The sequence below is a fragment of the Pseudomyxococcus flavus genome (assembly GCF_050038885.1).
Classification (GTDB): domain Bacteria; phylum Myxococcota; class Myxococcia; order Myxococcales; family Myxococcaceae; genus Myxococcus; species Myxococcus flavus.
The window spans coordinates 8,566,483-8,589,281 of record NZ_CP143624.1 but is presented as its reverse complement, the minus strand read 5'-3'; the positions used below and the strand labels follow the sequence as shown (position 1 = coordinate 8,589,281).

Genomic DNA, 22,799 nt, shown 5'->3' with positions numbered 1-22,799 from the left:
CGAGCCCGGATGAGCCCCAGCCTGGAACGCGCACGGGCAGACGCCACGGAAGCCGCCCCGTTGTCGTTCGCGCAAGAGCGGCTGTGGTTCCTGGACCAGCTGGAGCCAGGGAGCGCGTCATACAACGTGGCGGCGGCGGTCCGGCTGAAGGGCCCCCTGGACACCCAGGCGTTCGCGCGCGCCTATCATGTGCTGGGCCAGCGGCACACGTCGCTGCGGACGACCTTCCGCAGCGAGAAGGGCGTTCCTGTCCAGCTCATCACCCCCGAGGGGGCGCCGTCGTTCCGCGAGGTGGACCTGAGCGGGTTCCCCGCGTCCAGCCAGGAAGGCGAGGCGCTGGCCTTGGCTCAGGACGAGATGCTCCGGCCCTTCGACCTCTCACGGGGCCCGTTGCTGAGGGCGACGCTGATGGAGCTGGCGCCCGCGGACCATGTCCTGGTGCTGGTGATGCATCACATCGTGTCGGACGGCTGGTCCATGGGGATTCTGGTCCGCGAATGGACCACGCTCTATCAGGCCTTCACGAAGGGGCTGCCTTACTCACTGCCCGAGTTGCCAATCCAGTACGCGGACTACGCGCGCTGGCAGCGTGGATGGCTGAAGGGCGAGGTGCTGGACGCGCAAGTGGCGTACTGGCGTCAGCAGCTGGAAGGCGCGCCGCGTGCGTTGGAGCTGCCGACGGACAAGCCCCGCCCGGTCATCCAGACGTTCCGAGGAGCCGTCCGGCAGGAGCTCTGGCCGCGGACGTTGTGGAAGCAGGTGGTGGCGCTGGCCCGAACGGGAGGGGCCACGCCGTTCATGGTGCTGCTGGCGGCGTACCAGACGGTGCTGTGGAGGCACTCGGGGCAGGACGACATCAGCGTGGGGTTCCCCATCGCGGGGCGGACGCACGCGGAGACGGAGGGCCTCATCGGGTTCTTCGTCAACACGCTGGTGCTGAGGGCGCGCTTGCGGCCGGAGGACTCGTTCCGTGAGCTGCTGGCACAGGTGCGCGAGGTAACGCTGGGGGCCTACGCCCACCAGGACGTGCCCTTCGAGAAGCTGGTGGAAGTCCTGCTCCCGGATCGGGACCTGAGCCGCAGTCCGCTGTTCCAGGTGTCGCTCACGCTTCAGAACACACCCCAATCCGAGATGAACCTCGGTCAGGGATTGACGCTGACACCGATGGATGCCGACACGCGCACGTCGAAGTTCGACCTGTCGATGTTGGTCGATGACGGTCCGGACGGCATCCGCGTGGCGCTCAACTACAACAGCGACCTGTTCGAGGAGGAGACGGCGGAGCGGCTGCTGAGGCACGTGAGGGTGCTGCTGGAGGCGGCCGTCACGCAACCGGAGACGCGGCTGAGAGAGCTGCCGTTGATGGAGGCGTCGGAGCGGCAGCGCCTGGTGGAGGCGTGGAGCGGGCGGGAGGTGGGGTACCCGCGAGAAGCGTCGCTGGCGGAGCTGTTCGAGGCGCAGGTGGAGAGGACGCCAGGTGCGGTGGCAGTGGAGTGCGGGGGCGAGCGGTTGACGTACGAGGCGCTGAATCGCCGGGCCAACCAGTTGGCGCACCACCTGAGGGGAATGGGAGTGGGGCCGGAGGTGCGGGTGGGGTTGTGCGTGGAGCGCTCGCTGGAGTGGGTGGTGAGCGCGCTGGGGATATTGAAGGCGGGAGGAGCGTACGTCCCGCTGGACGCGAGCTACCCGCTGGAGCGGCTGGGGTGGATGAAGCAGGAGGCGGGGATTGCGCTGCTGGTGGCGCAGGAGCGACTGGCGGACGAGGTGGCGTCGGGAGGGGAGCTGGTGGTGTGCGTGGACACGGAGTGGGAGTCCATCGCGCGCCAGGAGGAGACGAACCCCGAGCGGCGAGTGGGAGGAGGCAACCTGGCGTACGTGATGTTCACGTCGGGAAGCACGGGGAAGCCGAAGGGGGTGGCGGTGCCGCAGCGAGCGGTGACGAGGCTGGTGGTGGGGAGCGGGGTGGCGGACTTCGGGCCCGGGGAGGTGTGGCTGCAGCTTGCGTCGACGGCCTTCGACGCGTCGACGCTGGAGGTATGGGGCGCGCTGCTGCACGGGGGGAAGCTGGTGGTGTACCCGGAAGGGCCGCTGGAGCTGGAGGAGTTGGGGCGCACGCTGAAGGAGGCGGGGGTGACGTCGCTGTGGCTGACGGCGGCGCTCTTCGAGCAGATGCAGGCGTACCAGCCGCAAGCGCTGAGTGGAGTGAGGCAGGTGCTAGCGGGAGGAGACGTGCTGCCGGTGGGGCGGGTGAGGGAGCGGGTGAGGGGCGGAGGCGTGCTCATCAACGGGTATGGGCCGACGGAGGGGACGACCTTCACGACGGTGCATGGGGTGGCCGAGGAAGACGTAGGCGCGACGGTGCCCATTGGAAGGCCGGTGGGGAACACGCGTGTGTACGTGCTGGACGAGGGGCAGAGGCCGGTGCCGGTGGGCGTGAGGGGCGAGCTGTACGTGGGAGGAGACGGGCTGGCGCGGGGGTACGTGGGGAGGCCGGAGCTGACGGCGGAGCGCTTCGTGCCGTCACCGTTTGGTGAAGGGGAGAGGCTGTACCGGACAGGGGACGAGGTGAGGTGGCTGGGCAACGGGGTGCTGGAGTTCCTGGGCCGGCGAGACACGCAGGTGAAGGTGAGGGGTTACCGGATTGAGCTGGGGGAGGTGGAGGAGGCGCTGAAGCAGCATGCGCGGGTGAAGGAAGCGGTGGCGGTGGTGGTGGCGAGGGGGGAGGAGAAGGACCGGCGGGTGGAGGCGTACGTGGTGGCGCCGGGTGCGGAGGCGCAGGAGGTGCGGGACTACGTGCGGCAGAAGCTGCCGGAGTACATGGTGCCGTCGGCGGTGGTGGTGGTGGAGGCGTTGCCGCTGACGCCCAATGGCAAGGTCGACCGCAAGGCGCTCCAGTTGATCGAGGTCGAGCCGCCGGAGGAGCGTCAGGTCCTGACGCCTCGCAGTGACACCGAGCGACAGTTGATCGGCATCTGGCGTGAGCTCCTGGGCATCGAGCCGAAGCACCTCGATGACGACTTCTTCGAGCTGGGCGGCCATTCGCTCCTGGCAACGCAGCTCGTCGCGCATATTCGTTCGGCGTTCGGGGTAGAGCTGCCCCTCCGTGCGATCTTCGAAGCGCCCACGCTCGAGTCACTCGCGTCACGAATCGACGAGGAGGGGCGGAGCGCCTCCGTGCCAGGCGTGCCTGCACTGGCTCCAGTGCCGCGCACCGGGGCGTTGCCCGCGTCTTTCGCGCAGCAGCGGCTTTGGTTCATCGACCAGCTCCATCCAGGCAGTGCCGTCTACAACGTCCCCATTGTCCTCCTCGTCGACGGTGCGCTGAACGTGGAGGCGCTCGAACGGGCGTTCTCGGCGCTGGTGGCACGCCACGAGTCGTTGCGCACCACCTTCGCATCGCACCAGGGGCAGCCCGTCCAGATCGTTCAGCCGTCCACGGGGTTCACGCTCGCGTTCGAGGACTTGAGCGCGATGCCCGCGGAGGAACGCGAGGCGGAGTTGCGTGGCCGCACCGAGCGCGAGTCCTTGCGTCCGTTCGACCTGAGGCAGGGACCGCTGTTGCGAGTGTGCGTGTCCCGCCTGTCTCCGGAGCAGCATGCGCTGGTGCTGGTGGTGCACCACATCATCTCGGACGGCTGGTCGCTGGGCGTCCTGGTGCGTGAGATGGGCGAGCTCTACACCGCATTCCTGGAGGGACGGACGCCCTCGTTGCCGGAGTTGCCGTTGCAGTACGCGGACTTCGCCGTGTGGCAGCGTGAATGGCTGCGCGGAAGCGTGCTGGATGCACAGCTGGATTGGTGGAAGCAGCAACTGGCCGGGGCGCCTCCGTACCTGGAGTTGCCGACGGACAAGCCGCGGCCGGCGACGTTGTCTCACCAGGGCACGTCGGTGCCCGTGCGGTTGTCGCGCCAGTTGAGTGACGCGGTGGTGGCGCTGGCCCAGGCAGAGGGGGCCACGCCCTTCATGGTGCTGCTGGCGAGCTTCCAGGCACTGCTGTCGCGCTACTCGGGACAGGAGGACGTGCTGGTGGGTTCCCCCATCGCGGGCCGCCGGTACAAGGAGGTGGAAGGGCTCATCGGGTTCTTCGTCAACACCCTGGTGCTCCGGGCCCAGGTCCAGCCGGACGCCTCCTTCCGCGAGCTGCTGGCCCAGGTTCGTGAGCGGACGCTCGGCGCGTATGAGCACCAGGACCTTCCTTTCGAGAAGCTGGTGGAGCACCTCCAGCCCGAGCGGAACCTGGGACGGAGCGCGCTCTTCCAGGTGCTCTTCGTGTTGCAGAACGCCCCCATGGGAGCGCTGACGCTGCCCTCGTTGTCCGTGAAGCCCCTGCATGGGCTCCTGGGGACCGAGGCGGCTCGGTTCGAGCTCTCGCTGAGCCTGAGTGAGGCGCCGGACGGCTTCGCGGGAATGCTCAGGTTCAGCACCGACCTCTTCACCGAGGCCACGGCGACGCGGATGGTGAGTCACCTCCAGTTGTTGCTCGAATCCGTCACCACGGCACCGGGGCAACGCCTCTCCGCGCTGCCGCTGCTGACCGAGGCGGAGCGGCAGCAGGTGCTCGTGCGGTGGAATGAGACGGCGCTGGAGGTCCCGCCCGTGGGCGTCCACCAGCGGTTCGAGCAGCTCGCCGCGAGGGTTCCCGATGCGCCCGCTGTCCGGTGCGAGGACCAGGAATGGTCGTTCCGCGAGCTGGATGCTCGGGCCAACCAGCTGGCGCACCACCTTCGTACACTGGGCGTGGGCCCCGACGTGCCAGTCGCCCTGTGCCTGGAGCGTGGCGTGGAGTGGGTGGCCTCCATGCTCGGTGTCTTGAAGGCGGGTGGCGCCTATGTGCCGCTCGACCCGGCCCAGCCCATGTCACGACTTCGCGCGCTGATGACGGAGGTGGCGGCGCCCGTCGTGGTGACGCAGTCGCGTCATGCCGCTGCCTTCGAGGGCTCCAGCGCCGCCGTGGTGCAATGGGATGTGGCGGAGAGCTGGATGACACGGCAGCCCGATGCGCCGCTGTCGTCCGAGGTCCACCCGGACCAGCTGGCCTACATCCTCTTCACCTCGGGGAGCACCGGCCGTCCCAAGGGAGTGGCCGTGTCTCACGGGCAGCTCACACACTATGTCCACGCCGTCACGGAGCGGCTCGGGTTGAGCGCGTGTGCCAGCTTCGCCCTGGTCTCCACCGTGGTGGCGGACCTGGGGAACACGGTGTTGTTCCCCGCTCTGTGCACGGGAGGGCTGCTCCATGTGCTGACGCGGGAGCGGGCGGGAAACCCGGCGGGCGTCGCCGAGTACTTCGCGCGGCACCCCGTGGACTGCATGAAGATCGTGCCCTCGCACCTGGCGGCGTTGATGACCGCGGCGGAGCCGGGGCGCGTGTTGCCGCGGAAACGGCTGGTGCTCGGTGGCGAGGCTGCCACCTGGGGGCTGCTGGACCAGGTGCACGCGCTAGCGCCGGCGTGCGAGGTGTTCAATCACTACGGGCCCACGGAGACGACGGTGGGAGTCGTCGCTGAGCGCCTGGACCTTCCGCGTTCCAAGGAGAGGGCCGCGTCCGTGCCGCTGGGCCGGCCGCTGGCCAACACGCGCCTGTACGTCCTGGACGCGGCGATGCGGCCCGTACCCCAGGGCGTCCCCGGTGAGCTGTACGTGGGAGGCGCTCAGGTGACGCGCGGGTACCTGCGCCGTCCCGAGCTGACGGCCGAACGCTATGTGCCCGACCCGTACAGCCCATCACCGGGCGCGCGCATGTATCGCACGGGTGACAGGGTGCGCTGGCTGGAGGAGGGGCGCGTGGAGTTCCTCGGCCGCACCGATTTCCAGGTGAAGGTGCGAGGCTTCCGCGTGGAGCCCGGCGAGGTGGCGGGGGTCCTGCGCGAGCATCCCGAAGTCCGGGATGCGGTGGTCGTCGCGCGCGAGGATACGCCGGGCGACAAGCGGCTGGTGGCCTATGCGCTCCCGGCCAGCCAGCCGGCTCCCGACACCGCCATTCTGCGAGCGTTTCTTCAGGAACGGCTCCCAAGCCACATGGTGCCGTCGGCGGTGATGGTGCTGGACGCGCTGCCCCTGACGCCCAATGGCAAGGTGGATTGGCGTGCGCTGCCAGTGCCCGACGCGTCGGCTCGCGAGTCGGCCCTGGCGTATGAAGCGCCGGTCTCTCCCATGGAGAAGGCGCTGGCCGTCGTATGGGCGCAGGTCCTGCGCGTGGAGCGGGTGGGGCGGGCGGATGACTTCTTCGGGCTGGGTGGTCACTCGCTGCTGGCGACGCAGGTGGTGGCGCGTCTGCGCGCGGTGCTCGGGGTGGAGGTGCCGTTGCGGGCGCTCTTCGAGGCACCCACGTTGAAGGCACTCGCCCTGCGCGTGGAGCAGGTGACGCGAAGCCACGCGTTGCCGGTGCTCCAGGCCCAGCCTCGTGAGCAGTCGCTGCCACTGTCGTTCGCGCAGCAGCGACTGTGGTTCCTGGATCGCCTGGAGCCCGGCAGCACCGCCTACAACGTCCCGGTCGTCCTGATGCTGGAGGGCCCGCTGGAGGTCGCCGTCCTGGAGCGGGCCTTCACCGAGCTCGTGCGCCGTCACGAAGTTCTCCGCACCACCTTTCCCCAGGAGGGCGCATTCGCGGTCCAGGTCATCGCTCCGGCGAAGCCTGTCCAGGTTCCGGTGGTGGACGTGAGCAAGGAAGGCGAGGCCGCGATTCCACGCATCGTGCGCGAGGAGATGGATCGTCCATTCGACCTCGCACGGGGCCCGGTGCTCCGCTGCATGCTGCTGAAGCTGTCCGAATCGCAGCATGTGTTGGTGATGATGCTGCACCACATTGTCTCGGATGGTTGGTCCATGGGCATCCTGGTGCGCGAACTGGCGGTGCTTCATGACGTGTTCTCGCGAGGACTGTCGTCGCCACTGCCTGAGCTGCCGTTGCAGTACGCGGACTACGCGTTGTGGCAGCGCGATTGGCTGAAGGGCGAGGCGCTGGCGGCGCAAGTGGCGTACTGGCGTCAGCAGCTGGAAGGTGCGCCGCGCGCGTTGGAGCTGCCGACGGACAAGCCCCGCCCGGCTGCCCAGACATTCCGCGGAGCCGTCCGACAGGAGCGGTGGTCCCAGTCACTGTGGAAGCAGGTGGTGGCGTTGGCCCGAGCGGAGGGAGCCACGCCGTTCATGGTGCTGCTGGCGGCATACCAGACGGTGCTGTGGAGGCACTCGGGGCAGGACGACATCAGCGTGGGGTTCCCCATCGCGGGGCGGACGCACGCGGAGACGGAGGGCCTCATCGGGTACTTCGCGAACACGCTGGTGCTGAGGGCGCGCTTGCGGCCGGAGGACTCGTTCCGTGAGCTGCTGGCGCAGGTGCGCGAGGTAACGCTGGGGGCCTACGCCCACCAGGACGTGCCCTTCGAGAAGCTGGTGGAGGAGCTGCAACCCGCGCGGGACTTGAGTCGCAGTCCGCTGTTCCAGGTGTCGCTCACGCTCCAGAACACGCCTGCGCAGGACGTGAAGCTACGTGAGGGCCTCTCGCTGAAGGTCGTGGAGGCGGAGATCCTGACGTCGAAGTTCGAGATGTCACTGTTCCTGGCTGAGAAGCCGGATGGGGTCTTCGCGGCGCTCAACTACAACAGCGACCTGTTCGAGGAGGAGACGGCGGAGCGGCTGCTGAGGCACGTGAGGGTGCTGCTGGAGGCGGCCGTCACGCAACCGGAGACGCGGCTGAGTGAGCTGCCGCTGATGGAGGCGTCGGAGCGGCAGCGCCTGGTGGAGGCGTGGAGCGGGCGGGAGGTGGGGTACCCGCGAGAAGCGTCGCTGGCGGAGCTGTTCGAGGCGCAGGTGGAGAGGACGCCAGGTGCGGTGGCGGTGGAGTGCGGGGGCGAGCGGTTGACGTACGAGGCGCTGAATCGCCAGGCCAACCAGTTGGCGCACCACCTGAGGGGAATGGGAGTGGGGCCGGAGGTGCGGGTGGGGTTGTGCGTGGAGCGCTCGCTGGAGTGGGTGGTGAGCGCGCTGGGGATATTGAAGGCGGGAGGAGCGTACGTCCCGCTGGACGCGAGCTACCCGCTGGAGCGGCTGGGGTGGATGAAGCAGGAGGCGGGGATTGCGCTGCTGGTGGCGCAGGAGCGACTGGCGGACGAGGTGGCGTCGGGAGGGGAGCTGGTGGTGTGCGTGGACACGGAGTGGGAGTCCATCGCGCGCCAGGAGGAGACGAACCCCGAGCGGCGAGTGGGAGGAGGCAACCTGGCGTACGTGATGTTCACGTCGGGAAGCACGGGGAAGCCGAAGGGGGTGGCGGTGCCGCAGCGAGCGGTGACGAGGCTGGTGGTGGGGAGCGGGGTGGCGGACTTCGGGCCCGGGGAGGTGTGGCTGCAGCTTGCGTCGACGGCCTTCGACGCGTCGACGCTGGAGGTATGGGGCGCGCTGCTGCACGGGGGGAAGCTGGTGGTGTACCCGGAAGGGCCGCTGGAGCTGGAGGAGTTGGGGCGCACGCTGAAGGAGGCGGGGGTGACGTCGCTGTGGCTGACGGCGGCGCTCTTCGAGCAGATGCAGGCGTACCAGCCGCAAGCGCTGAGAGGAGTGAGGCAGGTGCTAGCGGGAGGAGACGTGCTGCCGGTGGGGCGGGTGAGGGAGCGGGTGAGGGGCGGAGGCGTGCTCATCAACGGGTATGGGCCGACGGAGGGGACGACGTTTACAAGCGTCCACCGGGTGGTGGCCGAGGAAGACGTAGGCGCGACGGTGCCCATTGGAAGGCCGGTGGGGAACACGCGTGTGTACGTGCTGGACGAGGGACTGAGGCCGGTGCCGGTGGGAGTGAGGGGCGAGCTGTACGTGGGAGGAGACGGGCTGGCGCGGGGGTACGTGGGGAGGCCGGAGCTGACGGCGGAGCGCTTCGTGCCGTCACCGTTTGGTGAAGGGGAGAGGCTGTACCGGACGGGCGACGAGGTGAGGTGGCTGGGCAACGGGGTGCTGGAGTTCCTGGGCCGGCGAGACACGCAGGTGAAGGTGAGGGGTTACCGGATTGAGCTGGGGGAGGTGGAGGAGGCGCTGAAGCAGCATGCGCGGGTGAAGGAAGCGGTGGCGGTGGTGGTGGCGAGGGGGGAGGAGAAGGACCGGCGGGTGGAGGCGTACGTGGTGGCGCCGGGTGCGGAGGCGCAGGAGGTGCGGGACTACGTGCGGCAGAAGCTGCCGGAGTACATGGTGCCGTCGGCGGTGGTGGTGGTGGAGGCGTTGCCACTGACGCCCAATGGCAAGGTCGACCGCAAGGCGCTGCTGGCGCTCGACCCGAGGCCAAACGCCGAGCCCGAGTCCTTCATCGCACCGCGCACGGAGGCCGAGCACGCGCTGGCGGGCATCTTCTCGGAGGTGCTGGGCGTTTCGCGCGTCGGGCTTCATGACGACTTCTTCGAGCTGGGGGGGCACTCGCTGCTGGCGACCCAGGTCGTGGCGCGTATCCGCACGGTGCTGGGCATGGACATGCCGCTGCGCGCGCTCTTCGAGGCGCCCACGGTGTCGCGCCTGGCGGCGTGGCTGCAAGGCCCGGACGTGGAGGGTCTGGGGCGCGACTGCGTGGCACTGCAGGCCGAGGGCTCGGGGACGCCCGTGTTCTTCGTGCACGCCGTCGGTGGCGCCGTGGGGCCGTATCGCGAGCTGGCTCGGAGGATGGGACGCCATCGGCCCATCTACGGCTTCCAGGCTGCTGGGCTCGACGGCCGCGAGCCTCCGCTGGAGCAGGTGGATGCGCTCGCCCGCCGCTATGTGGTGGCGATGCGCGAGATTCAGCGCGAGGGCCCGTACGTCCTGGGCGGCTGGTCCCTCGGAGGCGTGGTGGCCTTCGAGATGGCGCGAGAACTGGAGCGGCAGGGACAGCGTGTGGCGCTCCTGGTGATGCTGGATAGCTTCGCGCCTGACGAGAACGCGCCCAGGCGGGAGCCCGCGGCGCCTGTGCTGCTCACGGGAATGGCCAGGGACCTGGCGAGGATCGCGGGCGCCGAGTCCACCCTGCGCCCCGAGGCGCTCGTGGGCCTGTCCGACGAGGAGCAACTCGCCGCCGTGCTCCAGCATGCGCGACAGGCGGGGTGGCTGCCTCCCGAGGTCCAGGCATCGACCCTCCGGGCCTGGCGTGACGTGACTCGGGCCAACCGTCGGGCGCTGGCGGCCTACCGTCCCGGATTCGTCCGGTGCCCCGTGCTGCTGCTGCGCGCGAAGGATGCGCAGCGTTCCCAGTCCGTGGAGGTGTCCCACGGTTGGTCCCGTTGGGCGTCCGCGGGGCTCAAGGTGGAGGACGTCCCTGGAGACCACTACAGCGTGCTCCTGCCTCCGCAGGTGGACACGCTGGCGCGCCGGCTCGTCGAGCACATCGATTCAGCCACGGAACCGCGTGAGGGAGCAGGTCAGTAACGTGAGGGATGACATGACTTCTGGAGGTGCCGTTACGAAATAGAGACTGTTTGGAATCGAAAATGGGTGGGCTGCGGGCGTGGTTGCGGCTTCGCGACATTGGATACGGCAAGCAGGAGTTCGACAGCATGACGCCACAAGCAATTCAAGCGTTGAAGGAAGAGTTCTGGCTGATGGCGGATACGACTCGTACGCAGACCGAGTATCTCGCCGACGCCAAGCTGAAGGCACTGGAGCATGCTTCGCTCGACACCTTGAAACGGGTGTTCTTGCAGTATCGATACTTTACGATCTTCTACATCAGCGATCTGGCGCTGTTGGTGTACCGGCTACCGTTCGGGAAGCTGCGCAGCCTGCTGGCGGACTTCCTCAACGATGAGCTGGGGAACGGCCATTTCGAGCAGGCGCACCATCAGGTCTATGACAACTTCCTGATGAGCATCGGGATCCCAGAGCGAGAGCTGGAACGGAAGGCGAACCAGGCCAACCTTTCACTCCTGGGAGAGATTCGAGAGCTCGTCCTGGAGGGCTCGCCCTGGTACGGCGTGGGACTTCGCGGCATGGGCGGCGAGTGCCTGTGTCAGGTCTACCTGTCCGCCATGCATGCGCACTTCGTCAAGAACCCTGTCATCCAGGAGATGAAGGAGCGCCTGGACTGGGCGTTCTGGGAAATCCACACCGGCGATATTGATATCGCGCACCGCGAGCTGCTGCGGGCCGCCATCACGGAGATGGTGGACCGTGAACCGCAGGTCCTCGAGGAGCTCGTCGGCGGTTACCGGAAGAGCAAGGATGTCTTCGACCAGTTCTGGAACAATATCTATCAGGACGCTGGACTCTGACGCTGCCCCCGGATTTCGAGGTCTCTCCATGAGCGCTACTGCATATTTTCATCTGGCCTTCCCCGTCGACAGCTTGGAGTCGGCGCGTGCCTTCTATGGTGGTGTCCTCGGCTGCCCCGAGGGGCGCAGCACCGACCACTACGTGGATTTCAACTTCTACGGACACCAGATTGTCGCCCACCTCTCGCCCGTGCGTCCCCAGACGAGTGAATCCGACTTCGACGGCTCGGATGTCACGGTGCCCCACTTCGGATTGAACGTGGACTGGGAGACCTTCCACGTGCTGGCGGAGCGGTTGAGGGCGGGGAACGTCCAGTTCATCAAGGCGCCGCATGTCCGGCTCGCTGGCTGTGTCGGTGAGCACACCTCCATGTTCGTTGCCGACTTCTCGGGCAACAAGCTGGAGTTCAAGGCGTTCCGGAACGAGGACCAGGTCTTTGCCAGTGAGCTGAGCGAGGCGCCCGCCACGACTCGAAAGACGTAGTCATACGGAGTGGCGGAGGTTCTTCGCTGTCGAGCTGGTGCAGGGTGGCTCACCCAGGGCCGTCGGAGACGTGGCGGTCGGCGACCGCCAGCGCCTCATCGATGATGGCGAGCCCTTCTGTCACCTCCGCGTCGCTGATGGTCAGCGGCGGCACGACGTGCATACGGTTGAAGTGGGTGAAGGGCCACACGCCGCGCGCCTTGCACGCATTGGCGAGCTCAGCCATGGGCGCGTTCGCGGCGCCCGAGGCGTTGTAGGGCACGAGCGGCTCGCGCGTTCGTTGGTTGCGCACCAGCTCGATTGCCCAGAACACGCCAACGCCGCGGACATCCCCCACGGAAGGATGACGCTGCTTCATCGCCGTGAGCGCCGGGCCGATGACATCGTCCCCCAGGTGCCGGGCGTGTTCGATGATGCGCTCTTCCTTGTAGAGGTTGAGGCAGGCAACGGCTGCCGCGCAGGCCAGCGGGTGGCCGGAGTAGGTCAGCCCTCCCGGGTAGACGCGCTGGGCGAACGTCTTCGCAATCCGGTCGCTGATGAGCACGCCGCCGAGCGGGACGTATCCGCAGTTGACGCCCTTGGCAAAGGTGATGAGGTCTGGCGTGACGTTCCAGCGGTTCACGGCGAACCACTCGCCACATCGGCCAAAGCCTGACATCACCTCGTCGGCAATCATCACGATGCCATACTTGTCACAGAGCTGGCGGATGCCCTGGAGGTAGCCGTCCGGGGGAACCAGGATGCCATTGCCGCCCACCACGGTCTCCAGCAGGATGGCGGCGACCGTCTGGGGGCCCTCCATGATGAGCACCTGCTCAAGGTGCGACAGGGCGCGCCCACACTCCTCTGCCTCCGTGGTGGCGTGGAAGGCGGAACGATACAGGTACGGTCCCCAGAACCGGACGACGCCTGGCATGCCGGGCTCGGTGCCCCAGCGGCGTGGGTCTCCCGTCAGGGAGAGCGCGCCCGTGGTGGCGCCGTGATAGCTGCGGTAGGCCGCTAGCACCTTGTGCCGCCCCGTGTGATGACGCGCCATGCGGACGGCGTTCTCGACTGCCTCCGCGCCACCATTGGTGAAGAACACCTTGTTGAGGTCACCCGGGGCGACCTCGGCGAGCAGCCGGGCCGCTTCGCTGGTCGCTTCATTGGCGTGGTAGGGGGCAACCGTGCACAGCTTGTCGGCCTGCTCCTTGATGGCGGCAATCAGCTTCGGGTGCTGGTGTCCAACATTGACGTTGACGAGCTGGCTGGAGAAGTCCAGCCATGTTCTGCCTCCCTCATCCCAGAACCTGGAACCCCTGGCGCCGACGACCACCACGGGCTCGATGTCGGCCTGTGCCGACCAGGAATGGAACACATGCATCCGGTCATGCCGATAGGCCGCGGAACGCTGGTGCATGTCACGGTCTGCTTCAGCAGAGGCCTCGAGAATGCTCACAATGGGTGTCCTTGAGAGCGCGGACGTCGAGCCCGCGGCAGGTGGTGGCTCAGCGAGGGCGGGCCGTACGTGATTCGGTGGGCGCCTGAGGCCCGAGCGCATCCACGAGCCCCTGCGCCACGGCGGCGGCGAAGGCTTCCAGGGTGCGTTGCTCGCGCCAGCGTGCGGCTTCCTCGAAGTCGAGCGCGTGGTGGGTCTCGATGATGACGGATGGGATGCGCGGCTTGCGCAGCACGAAGATCTGCCGGTGCGTGGGCTCACGGGCCACGAAGACGCCCGCCTGCGCGGCGTCGATGGCGTAGAGGCCCTCGTAGTCCACGCCGTCATAGGGCGGGAAGCCGGCCTGACCCAATCGGCGAGCCAGGGCGCGGGCCAGTCCCGCGCGTCCGGACTGGAGGCCCGCGGCGGCGTCTTCGGACTCGGACCAGAGCACGGTGAAGCCGGGTGCGGCGTCCTGCCGGTAGCACTCCTGGTCAGGTTTGGGAGACCAGGGCATGGGCGTGCCGCGCGAGTCCGAGTGAAGACTGAGCATCGCGTGCGCGCGCCACTGCTCGGCGGCTGCGACGCGGGTGGGGTAGGGGACGCGTTCGCCGGGCTTGCGGCTCAGTCGCACCTGGAAGTGGCCGGTGGCCTCCAGTCGCTTCGCCAGGTCCTCCGCTACGCGCAGGGTGAAGGTCTCCTCGTCCTCGCAGGTGACGCCCTTGTTGCCCGTGTTCCCTTCCGCGCCATGGCCCGCGTCCAGGTAGATGCGCCGCTTTCCGAAGCCCTTGGGGAAGCGCACCTCGGACACGGTGAGGGGCGCCCCGGGCGCGGGCCACGTGGGCGTGGGAGCGACGGTGGCTGGCTCGGAGGCAGTGGCGGTCCTGGCGAGGAACAGGAACCCCAGGCCCAGCAGCGTGGCGGTCTTCGGCATGGTGCGTGAGGCGCCCGGGAAAGTAAGGAGTGTCGCCGTTCAGTCTCCTTCTGGCAAGGGGGCTGTGGGCGTACTTGCGGACAAGTGGGCAAATGGAAGGGCTTAGGAAGTACGTCGGGCCATCATGCTAAGGCTGGTGGTGCCTGGGACGCCACCACTCCGGCGGGCGGAGACTCAAGCTGGGAAGTCATGGTCTCCACGCACTCCATCGATTGGGTGGTGAGTGGGGGGCGCCAGGTCTTCACACAATCTCTTGGGTGCGAATCAGAAATGCCTAATCAGCGATGGCCATTGTCGTGCGGAGTGAAGTGGTTGTTTTTGCCAACTTGGCTTCTACTCATCCTGTGCATGGGAGGGGCGGGATGCTCCCGTGCGTCCCTTGAGCCAAATCCGGAGTCAGCGGGTATCGAGCACGAGGAGTCCACACTATCCACTGGGCTGGACGGAGGGATTTGCGACCAGCACCACTGCCCGAGTTTCCGGAAGACCGTTGCCGTTCCGATGGGACTGGATGCGGACGGCGGATGGTTTGGGGCTCCGAATCGGCGCGCAGTGGGGGACTTCACCGGAGACCGTTCGAATGGAGGCTACGATGACGTCGTCTATTTCGGGAATGATGGGCAAATCATACTTTTTCGCGGAACAGGGGATGGCTTCGTCGGAGAGGGAGAGACTTTCACTGGTCTGACGATGGGCCTTGGATGGTTTGGCCATCCGGAGCGCCGGCTCGTGGGTGACTTCAACGCCGATGGGAAGGATGACATCGCATTCTTCGCGAACAATGGTGATGTCACGTTCTGGAACTCCACAGGAACTGGATTCATTTATGGGGGCTATTTCCCCACGCCGTTTACGACGGCTGAAGGATGGTTCGACCACCCAGAACGCCGGGCGACGGGCAACTTCGACGGAGAAGGGGGGACAGACATCGTCTTCTTCAAGACCGATGGCCATGTCGTAGTCTGGGGGGGCGGTGCGAATGGGTTCTCGCAGCTTTCCCATACGGACGTCGGCCTCGACAGCGATGGAGGCTGGTTCGGGCACTGGGGCCGGCGGTTGGTTGGGCGCTTCAACGACGACCATCCGGGGGATGACCTTGCGTTCTTCTCCAATGGAGGCGCGGTCCACCTGTGGGCCTCCACAGCCGACGGCTTCACCTACAAAGGGGCAACGGAGACGGGCCTGACGTTGGAGGCCGGCTGGTTCAGTGCGCCAGGACGCCGGCTCGTGGGCGACTTCAACGTAGATGGTTTGTCTGATTTTGCGGTTTTCGGTGGGGACGGCAGCATTGGTATCTGGTTGAGTACCGGAGAAGGGTTCGCTTACGCGGGAAGCACGACGACTCCGCATGGTGGAGCGGTCTGGTTTTCTGCGCCGGAGCAGCGGCTCACGGGGCAGTTCAGCGGAGACGCGCGCTCGGATGTGCTCTTCTTCGATGAGAGCATTCATATCTGGCGAGCAGGCCACCTGCTGCTGGAACCGGCGATTCAGAGTGGTGCGAACGGCATTGTTCCCCTGCACATGCAGGAGAGCTTCGGGAACGAGGAGGTCATTCAGCAACTTCCGCGGATATTCCATTCATTCATCAATGGCAGCGATCGATTCTACACCGATCCCGTGCTTTTCCCGCAGGAGCAAAAGGGGCGCTACTTCATCTCTACGTTGGGAAGCGCAGGCGCTGCAGGGCTGGCGGACAATGAAATCCGCACGGGAGATTTTCCCGAACCGGGGCGGGGTGAGCAGCAGAAACTCGAATTCGATGAACGCAGCTTCCTTCACACGACGGACCCCGCGCTCTTGACCGCCGTCAGCGACGGGCCGTCGAAAGTGGTCGTGACGTGGCAGCATGACCGAAGGATTGGGCGTCAGGACCCCGTGCTGGGCGTCTACGGCATCCCGTCGACGGTGAGCGCACCCGCGACTTACGAGGTTCATCGCTACGTGGGCTCTGTGAACATGGACACCGCGAATTGGTGGGAGCAGGTGCCTTTCGTGCTGTTGCAATCCAGCATTCCGGATGCGCCCGAGTCGCTCATTTTCGAGGACACCGCACCTCCCTCCGTGGGGACGACCGTCTGCTATCAGGTGAAGACGTCGCAGGCAGGACTGACGCGTCCCTACTCGCATCCCGCCTGTGTCACACATACGGGAAACGTCGCGCCGCTGTTTCGGCTGAACGCGGCAACCGCGAACGTCCAGGGAGTCGGTGCGGTCACCTCTCATCTCCATTGGGATCGGCTGGCATGCCCCTATACCGATGATGCTACAGGGGTGGTGACCCGGTACGCAGTCACTGCGGATGTGTCACTCGCGCTTCGCGTGCCTCCGACCTTCAACCCCGCGAACTATGCCTTCAAGCTCGTTCGATACGCGCTGACAGGCTTCGGAACCTTTGGCCGTTTGCAGGATGACACGCCACTGGCAGTGGATTCGGCCCAGCTCGCTTCCGGCATTCTCCGGCTGCATGTGGAAGATCGTGCCTTCCTGACGTGCCGGATGCGCCATGTCTCCAATGGCTGGGAGGCGATCATCTACAAGGTCGAGATCACCATTCCCCTCTGGGATGGTACGGATGTCGTCATGGGGCGGTTCCCCGCGGATCCGGAATATCTGTCATCGCGCTTCCACAATCGGATCGGCGATCGGTTTTGGAGTGGTGACAACACGAATCCCGCGAGCAGCCATTGGCGGAACCAGATGGGACTGGTCGTCGGGGAAGCTCAGGCCCAAGGCTACAACACCATCTTCCTGGACGAGTTCCGCCCAGAGAAGCCGTGTATCCATTCTCCAAAGGGGGCCAATCATGAGGCGCCTTCCATGGAGTACGAGCCCTTCTGTCAGGGACTCGGTCAGCCAGGGGGGCAAGACGCGTGGGCCCAGGCGCTCAAGACGTTTGGCGAAGGCCTTCAGGCCAGCTATCCCACGATGCGCTTCATGGGGAATGCGGTGGAGGCGGAGGTGCCCGGTGACGCCGTGAGCGCCCGTAGCTCGCGAGGCATTGATACCGCTCTCTCAGGGACTCATGGCGGCATGTTCGAGGGGTGCTTCTGGGAAGGGGAGCACCAGCCGACCGGAAGCTACTGGCGTGCGCACCTCGATGAACTCACCGACCAGCATCAGCGTGCCAAATCCGTCCTGTGCTTCCCGGCCGTTCATGCCATGTTCGACGTCGCGATCGGGGCGAAGTTCAGGCTGTTCACCCTGGCTTCTTTCCTGCTCGCGTATGAACCCCAAGGAGAGCGGATGTGGTTCGGGCTTTGGGACTTCAATCCCACGTGGGCGCAACCTGCCGTGGGCCCTCGTCATTATCTCAATGCGTTCCCTGAGTACGGGCTGAACCTGGGAAGCCCCTCTGGGCCTCATGTCGCGGTCGCTGGGCAGTCGGAGTTCGTGCGCATGCGTTCGTTCGAGCGCGGGTTGGTGTACGTGAACGCGACAGAGTCCGCCGCGTTGATCTCTCTTCCTGCTAACCGGCCACTGATGAAGCTGGGGTTGTCGCGCATCGAAGTGGGGCCCAAATGTCTGGCGGGGGGCATTTGCGCAGGGGATGGCTCCTGCTACTTCAAGCCTGAAGGCAGCTTTTGCGACCATTCTCCTAGTTGGTCCAATGGGCGGGCCCTTTTCGAGGATGTGGGCGCGCAGATGCTGATTCCGCCAGGGACGGGCGTGCTGCTCTTCGACAAGGCGCACTTCACCCGCGTGGACTAGTCCCGCCCTGCAAAGACAACGGGCAGGTCCCCAGGAAGAGGGAACCTGCCCGTGTCACTTCCTACCGGCCGGAAGGCCGTGCGCTAGGCGCGGACCTCGGGAGAGGACTCGGCCGGCTTCGGCAGCGGCGCCTCCTTGCCGGGCTCGCCACCCGGGGTGCCCGACACGCCCACGGGAGGCGTCTCCAGCGCCGCCTTCAGGACCTCGTCCATGTGGGTGACGAAGATGAACTCCAGCTCGTTGCGCGCCTGGTCCGGCACGTCCACCAGGTCCTTGCGGCACCGCTCGGGCAGGATGACCCGCTTGATGCCCGCCCGGTGCGCCGCCAGCACCTTCTCCTTGATGCCACCCACCGGCAGGACCAGGCCACGCAGCGTGGCCTCGCCCGTCATCGCCGTGTCGTGCCGCACCCGGATGCCCGTCAGCAGGCTGGTGAGCGCGGTGAGGATGGTGACGCCCGCGGAGGGACCGTCCTTCGGAATGGAACCCGCCGGGAAGTGCAGGTGCAGGTCCGTCTTCTCCAGGAAGTTCGGGCTGATGCCGAGCTGCTCCGCCTTGCTGCGCAGGTAGCTCAGCGCCGCCGTGGCGCTCTCCTTCATCACGTCGCCGAGCTGGCCGGTGAGCGTCATGCCGCCCTTGCCCGCCATCTTCGTCGCCTCGATGAAGAGCAGGTCACCCCCCGCCGCCGTCCAGGCCAGACCCGTGGCCACACCCGGCACCTCGGTGCGCTCGGCGACCTCGGAGTAGAACATCTCGGGCCCGAGGATCTCCTTCACCCGGTCCGCGTTGATGGTCTGCTTCTCCGTCTTGCCGCCGGCCACCTCCACCGCCACCGCGCGGCAGATGTCCGCGATGCGGCGCTCGAGGTTACGCACACCGGCCTCGCGCGTGTACGCGGTGGTCAGCGTGAGCAGCGCGTCGTCGGTGATCTCGATGTGGTCCGGGTTGAGCCCGTGCTCCTTGAGCTGCTTGGGCACCAGGTGGATGCGGGCGATGTTCTGCTTCTCCTCGAACGTGTAGCCCGTCAGCTCGATGATCTCCATGCGGTCACGCAGCGGACCGGGGATGGGGTCGAGCTGGTTCGCCGTGGCGACGAACATCACCTTGGACAGGTCGAAGGGCACGTCGAGGTAGTGGTCGCTGAACGTGTTGTTCTGCTCCGGGTCCAGCACCTCGAGGAGCGCCGCGCTCGGGTCGCCACGGAAGTCGGCGCCGAGCTTGTCGATCTCGTCCAGCATCATGACCGGGTTCTTGGTGCCGGCCTTCTTCATGCTCTGGATGAAGCGGCCGGGGAGCGCGCCGACATAGGTGCGCCGGTGCCCGCGGATCTCCGCCTCGTCCCGCACGCCGCCCAGCGACAGGCGCACGAACTTGCGGCCCGTGGCCTTGGCCACGCTCTGGCCCAGCGACGTCTTGCCGACGCCCGGCGGACCGACGAGGCACAGGATGGGCCCGCGCATGTCGTTCTTCAGCTTGCGGACGGCCAGGTACTCCAGGATGCGCTTCTTCACCTTCTTGATGCCGAAGTGATCCTTGTCGAGCTGCTGGCGCGCGTTCTCGATGTCGAGGTTGTCCTCGGACATCTTCGCCCACGGCAGGTCGGCGATCCAATCCAGGTAGGTGCGCGCGACGGTGTACTCGCTGGAGGCCGCCGGAATGGTCTTCAGGCGGTTGAGCTCCTTGTTGGCGACCTTCTCCACCTCGGGCGGCAGGTTGGCCTTCTTCAGGCGCTCCTGCAGCTCGTCCAGCTCCTCCTCCTCCTCGCCCATCTCCCCCAGCTCTTCCTTGATGGCCTTGAGCTGCTGGCGCAGGTAGTACTCGCGCTGGGTCTTCGACATCTCGCCCTTCACGGCGGAGTCGATCTTGTTGGAGAGCTTGAGGATCTCCCGCTTCCGGTTGAGCAGCTCGAGCACGAGCTTCATCCGGGCCTTGAGGTCCACCGTCTCCAGGACGGCCTGCTTCTCCTCGATGGGCACGTCCACGTTGGCGGCGATCAGGTCCGCCAGGTGGCCGGGGTGGGTGATGCTCTCCACCAGCTCGGTGGCGGCGGCCGGCAGCTCGGGCATCAGCTCGATGACCTCGCGCGCCAGCTTCTTGAGGTTGATGCCCAGCGCCTCGACTTCCACGTTCTCCGAAGAGGTCTTGTCCTCCACGGCGTCCACGCGGGCCTTGAGGTAGGGGGCCTCCTGGACGAGCTCGACGACGCGGAAGCGGGCGAGCCCTTGCACCACGAGCGAGTAGTTGTCCTCGCCCATCTTCAGGAGCTTCACGATGCGGGCGACCGTCCCCATGGTGTAGAGGTCGGCGGCACCCGGATCTTCTTCTTCGGCGCGGCGCTGGGTGACGACGCCAATGACCTGGTCGTCACGCACGGCGTCCTTGATCAGGGCGATGGTCTTCTGGCGGCCGACGGCCAGCGGAAGCACCCCGCCCGGGAAGAAGACACTGTTGCGCAGGGGGAGGATGGGAAGCACCTGCGGGATGTCTTCCTTGTTGATGAGCCCCGGAGGGGCCATCGCGGTGGGCATTGCGCTCGCAGCGGTGCCCTTCTTCTTCTCATCGGACATGAAGTTCGGCCTTTTCCCTTCGACAACCAGTGAACATTTCCAGGTTTTCTGCGGCGGATGAACCAACGTAACAACCAAAACGGACATGGCAAACGCTGTGTGCGTTTTTCCGCCCCCCGCTGCCACTCCGGTGTTCCTCGGAAGTCTCGCGTCCGGGCGAGGGGTGGGGCATGCTCGCCCCCCTAGCATCTGACGCGGCGCCCCGCCGGGGTGCGCCGCCCTCTGGGAGGCCCCCCATGAAGCTCCGCCACTTCGCCCCGCTGCTCCTGCTGCCGTCCCTGGTGTGGACGTCGTGCCGGTCGCCCGTCGACGAGCCGGGCTCCAACCTGCCCGGCACGTGTGAGGGCGAGTCGCCCGTCATCGCGCCGCAGAAGACGGACATCCTCTTCGTCATCGACAACTCCAGCTCCATGGAGGAGGAGCAGAACGCCATCGCCACCGAGCTGCCCGCCTTCCTGGAGGCGCTCAAGGAGGGAGGCGGCGTCTCGCAGGACTTCCGGGTGGGGGTGATCACCACGTCCGTGTACCGGCTGGCCATGTTCCAGGGGGAGACGCGGCTGCGTGAGTACCCCAACGAGTCCGGCCGGTTGCAGCCAGTGCCGGACGCGGCGGGCAACCCCACCGACGAGCGCTTCATCGACGGCACGGATCCATACGTGCTGGAGAAGTTCCGGCGGCTGATCCGGCAGGGCATCGAGGGCAGCGGGCAGGAGTCGCCCTTCGAGGCGGTCCGGCTGGCCGTCTCGGAGCCCCTGGTGTCGACGCCGGTGGCGGAGGGCGGCAACGGCGGGTTCCTGCGCGACGGCGCGCGGCTGCTGGTGGCGGTGGTGTCGGACGAGGAGGACTGCAGCACCACGGCGCGGCCTCCGCCGGTCTGGGTGTCCGACGACACGTCCATCGACAACTGCAGCGAGCAGTCGCATCTGCTGACACCAGTGGAGGAGTACTTCGACATGTTCCAGCAGCTTCGGGATTCGACCGGGGCGTCGCGTCAGGTGCTCTGGGCCACGATTGGGCCGGTGGCGCTGTCCGACAAGCGGGCGGAGCTGATTCGCGACGTCACGCCCGACGGCGTCATCGTGCGCAACGTCGACTGCCCGACTTCCTTCGGGCCCGGCCACCGCCAGCGCGCGATGGCGGAGGCGTTCGATCAGGGGCTCGACAACCTCGACTCCGTGTGCCGGGACAACTACCGCGACACCCTGCTGCGCATCGCCGAGCTGGCCACGGTGGCGCAGAGCATCGAGGTGGTGAACCTGCCCGACCCCCGGCTGGTCCAGGTGGAGCTGACGCGCGCGGATGACACGGTGGAGCGGTGCTCGGTGGCCGCGGGCGACCTGCGCTACGAGGCGTCCACGGAGCGGTATCCGGCCCGCCTGTTCTTCCAGTCGAGCTGCCTGCGCCGCGCGGACGACAAGAAGGTGGAGGTGAAGGTCCTCTGCGCGGGCTGAGCCCCGACGGACGCCCGCACCAGCGGGTCTGATCTCCGCACCCACCGCCATGCGTCCCATGAAGGCGCATGTCAGACCTCCGAGGATAGTGGACGACTGCCCCGCCGGTCGTCCGGCACCGGCGGGCCTGGCGAGGAGGCGAGATGAGCGCGGCGGAGCAGCGAGTGGAGGTGGGGCAGGGGGCGGGCTCGGTCGTGGAGCAGCTGCGGGAGCGGATCCGCCAGCTGCAGGCGGCGCCCCGGCGTTACCTGGCGGTGCTGCGCACGGGCCTGGCGGCGGTGGACGCGCTGCTGCCCGCGGGCGGCCTGCCGCTGGGACAGGCGGTGGAGCTGTGTGGGGAGGCGGCCTCGGGGCGCACGAGCCTGGCGCTGCACGCGGTGGCAGCGGCGCATCGGGAGGCGCGGCTGTGCGCGTGGGTGGACGGCCCCCGGGAGCTCTATCCGCCCGCCGCGGCCGCCCTGGGCGTGGACCTGGAGCGGCTGCTCATCGTCCGCCCCAAGGCGCCCGAGCAGCGTATCTGGGCCGCCGTCCAGCTGGCCCGGAGCGGGGCCTTTGCCTGCGTGGTGCTGGACCTGACGCGCGGGGCGTCCTCCGGTGGGCGGGCCTGCCGGGTGTCCCCGGTGGAGGCGCGGAAGCTGGCGGACGCGGCGGCGCGCGGCGGCGGGCTGCTCGTGCTGCTCACCTCGCCGGAGGCCCCGGCGGATGGGGTGCTGCGGCTGCGGACGGAGGCCCGGGACGGCGAGGGCTGGTCGGTGGAGGTGGTGCGCAGCCGGCAGGGCGGCGCTGGCGCGCGGGCGGTGCTGCCCTGGCGCTCGCTGTACCCGGCGCTGGGGCTGGAAGGGGGCGGGCGGCTGCTGGACGTGGCCGAGGCCGAGGAGGACGCCACGCCCGACTTCCTGCGGGAGCAGTCCGGCGCGCTGCGCAACGGCCTGGGCATCCTGGGGCAACGGCCCGGGCGTGACGCGCCCATGCCGCCTCTGCGCCAGGGGCTGGACGCCGTCCTGCCGTCCCAGCCGCACTGAGGG

Annotated in this window: 9 protein-coding genes; 6 read left to right on the top strand and 3 right to left on the bottom strand. The window is 67.4% G+C overall.

The annotated features are described in order from the left end of the window. Positions 1 to 9 precede the first annotated feature (9 nt). The 3 genes from VZL07_RS35670 to VZL07_RS35660 all read left to right on the top strand — a co-directional run bounded on the left by VZL07_RS35670 (position 10) and on the right by VZL07_RS35660 (position 11,697). Positions 10 to 10,371, top strand: coding sequence for an amino acid adenylation domain-containing protein (locus tag VZL07_RS35670; protein ID WP_426757442.1), 10,362 nt, complete (start codon positions 10 to 12; stop codon positions 10,369 to 10,371). Between the two features lie 62 nt (positions 10,372 to 10,433). Continuing rightward, complete coding sequence (locus tag VZL07_RS35665) at positions 10,434 to 11,213, top strand: iron-containing redox enzyme family protein (RefSeq protein WP_426752408.1); 780 nt, start codon at positions 10,434 to 10,436, stop codon at positions 11,211 to 11,213. A 28-nt stretch (positions 11,214 to 11,241) separates the two neighbouring features. After that, positions 11,242 to 11,697: a VOC family protein gene (locus VZL07_RS35660; RefSeq protein WP_426752407.1), complete on the top strand. Its 456-nt coding sequence runs from the start codon at positions 11,242 to 11,244 to the stop codon at positions 11,695 to 11,697. Between the two features lie 49 nt (positions 11,698 to 11,746). On the opposite strand, the gene VZL07_RS35655 is transcribed toward VZL07_RS35660, so the two are convergent. Then, complete coding sequence (locus VZL07_RS35655; RefSeq protein ID WP_426752406.1) at positions 11,747 to 13,237, bottom strand: aspartate aminotransferase family protein; 1,491 nt, start codon at positions 13,235 to 13,237, stop codon at positions 11,747 to 11,749. Further along, the gene (locus VZL07_RS35650; protein WP_426752405.1) at positions 13,185 to 14,048 is read right to left on the bottom strand and encodes an N-acetylmuramoyl-L-alanine amidase family protein; all 864 of its coding nucleotides are present in this window, start codon (positions 14,046 to 14,048) and stop codon (positions 13,185 to 13,187) included. The genes VZL07_RS35655 and VZL07_RS35650 overlap by 53 nt, the downstream gene beginning before the upstream one ends. A gap of 729 nt (positions 14,049 to 14,777) precedes the next feature. Here VZL07_RS35650 and VZL07_RS35645 point away from each other — a divergent pair. Beyond that, the gene (locus VZL07_RS35645; protein ID WP_426752404.1) at positions 14,778 to 17,756 is read left to right on the top strand and encodes a hypothetical protein; all 2,979 of its coding nucleotides are present in this window, start codon (positions 14,778 to 14,780) and stop codon (positions 17,754 to 17,756) included. Between the two features lie 83 nt (positions 17,757 to 17,839). Here the strand turns inward: VZL07_RS35645 and lon are convergent, their stop codons facing one another. Next, on the bottom strand, positions 17,840 to 20,323 hold the full coding sequence (lon, locus tag VZL07_RS35640) for an endopeptidase La (protein WP_426752403.1): 2,484 nt from the start codon (positions 20,321 to 20,323) through the stop codon (positions 17,840 to 17,842). Between the two features lie 236 nt (positions 20,324 to 20,559). Between lon and VZL07_RS35635 the strand changes: the two genes are divergently transcribed. Then, entirely contained in the window at positions 20,560 to 21,774 is a 1,215-nt protein-coding gene (locus VZL07_RS35635) for a vWA domain-containing protein (RefSeq protein WP_426752402.1), read from the top strand. A gap of 143 nt (positions 21,775 to 21,917) precedes the next feature. Beyond that, entirely contained in the window at positions 21,918 to 22,796 is an 879-nt protein-coding gene (locus VZL07_RS35630) for an ImuA family protein (RefSeq protein ID WP_426752401.1), read from the top strand. Positions 22,797 to 22,799 lie beyond the last annotated feature (3 nt).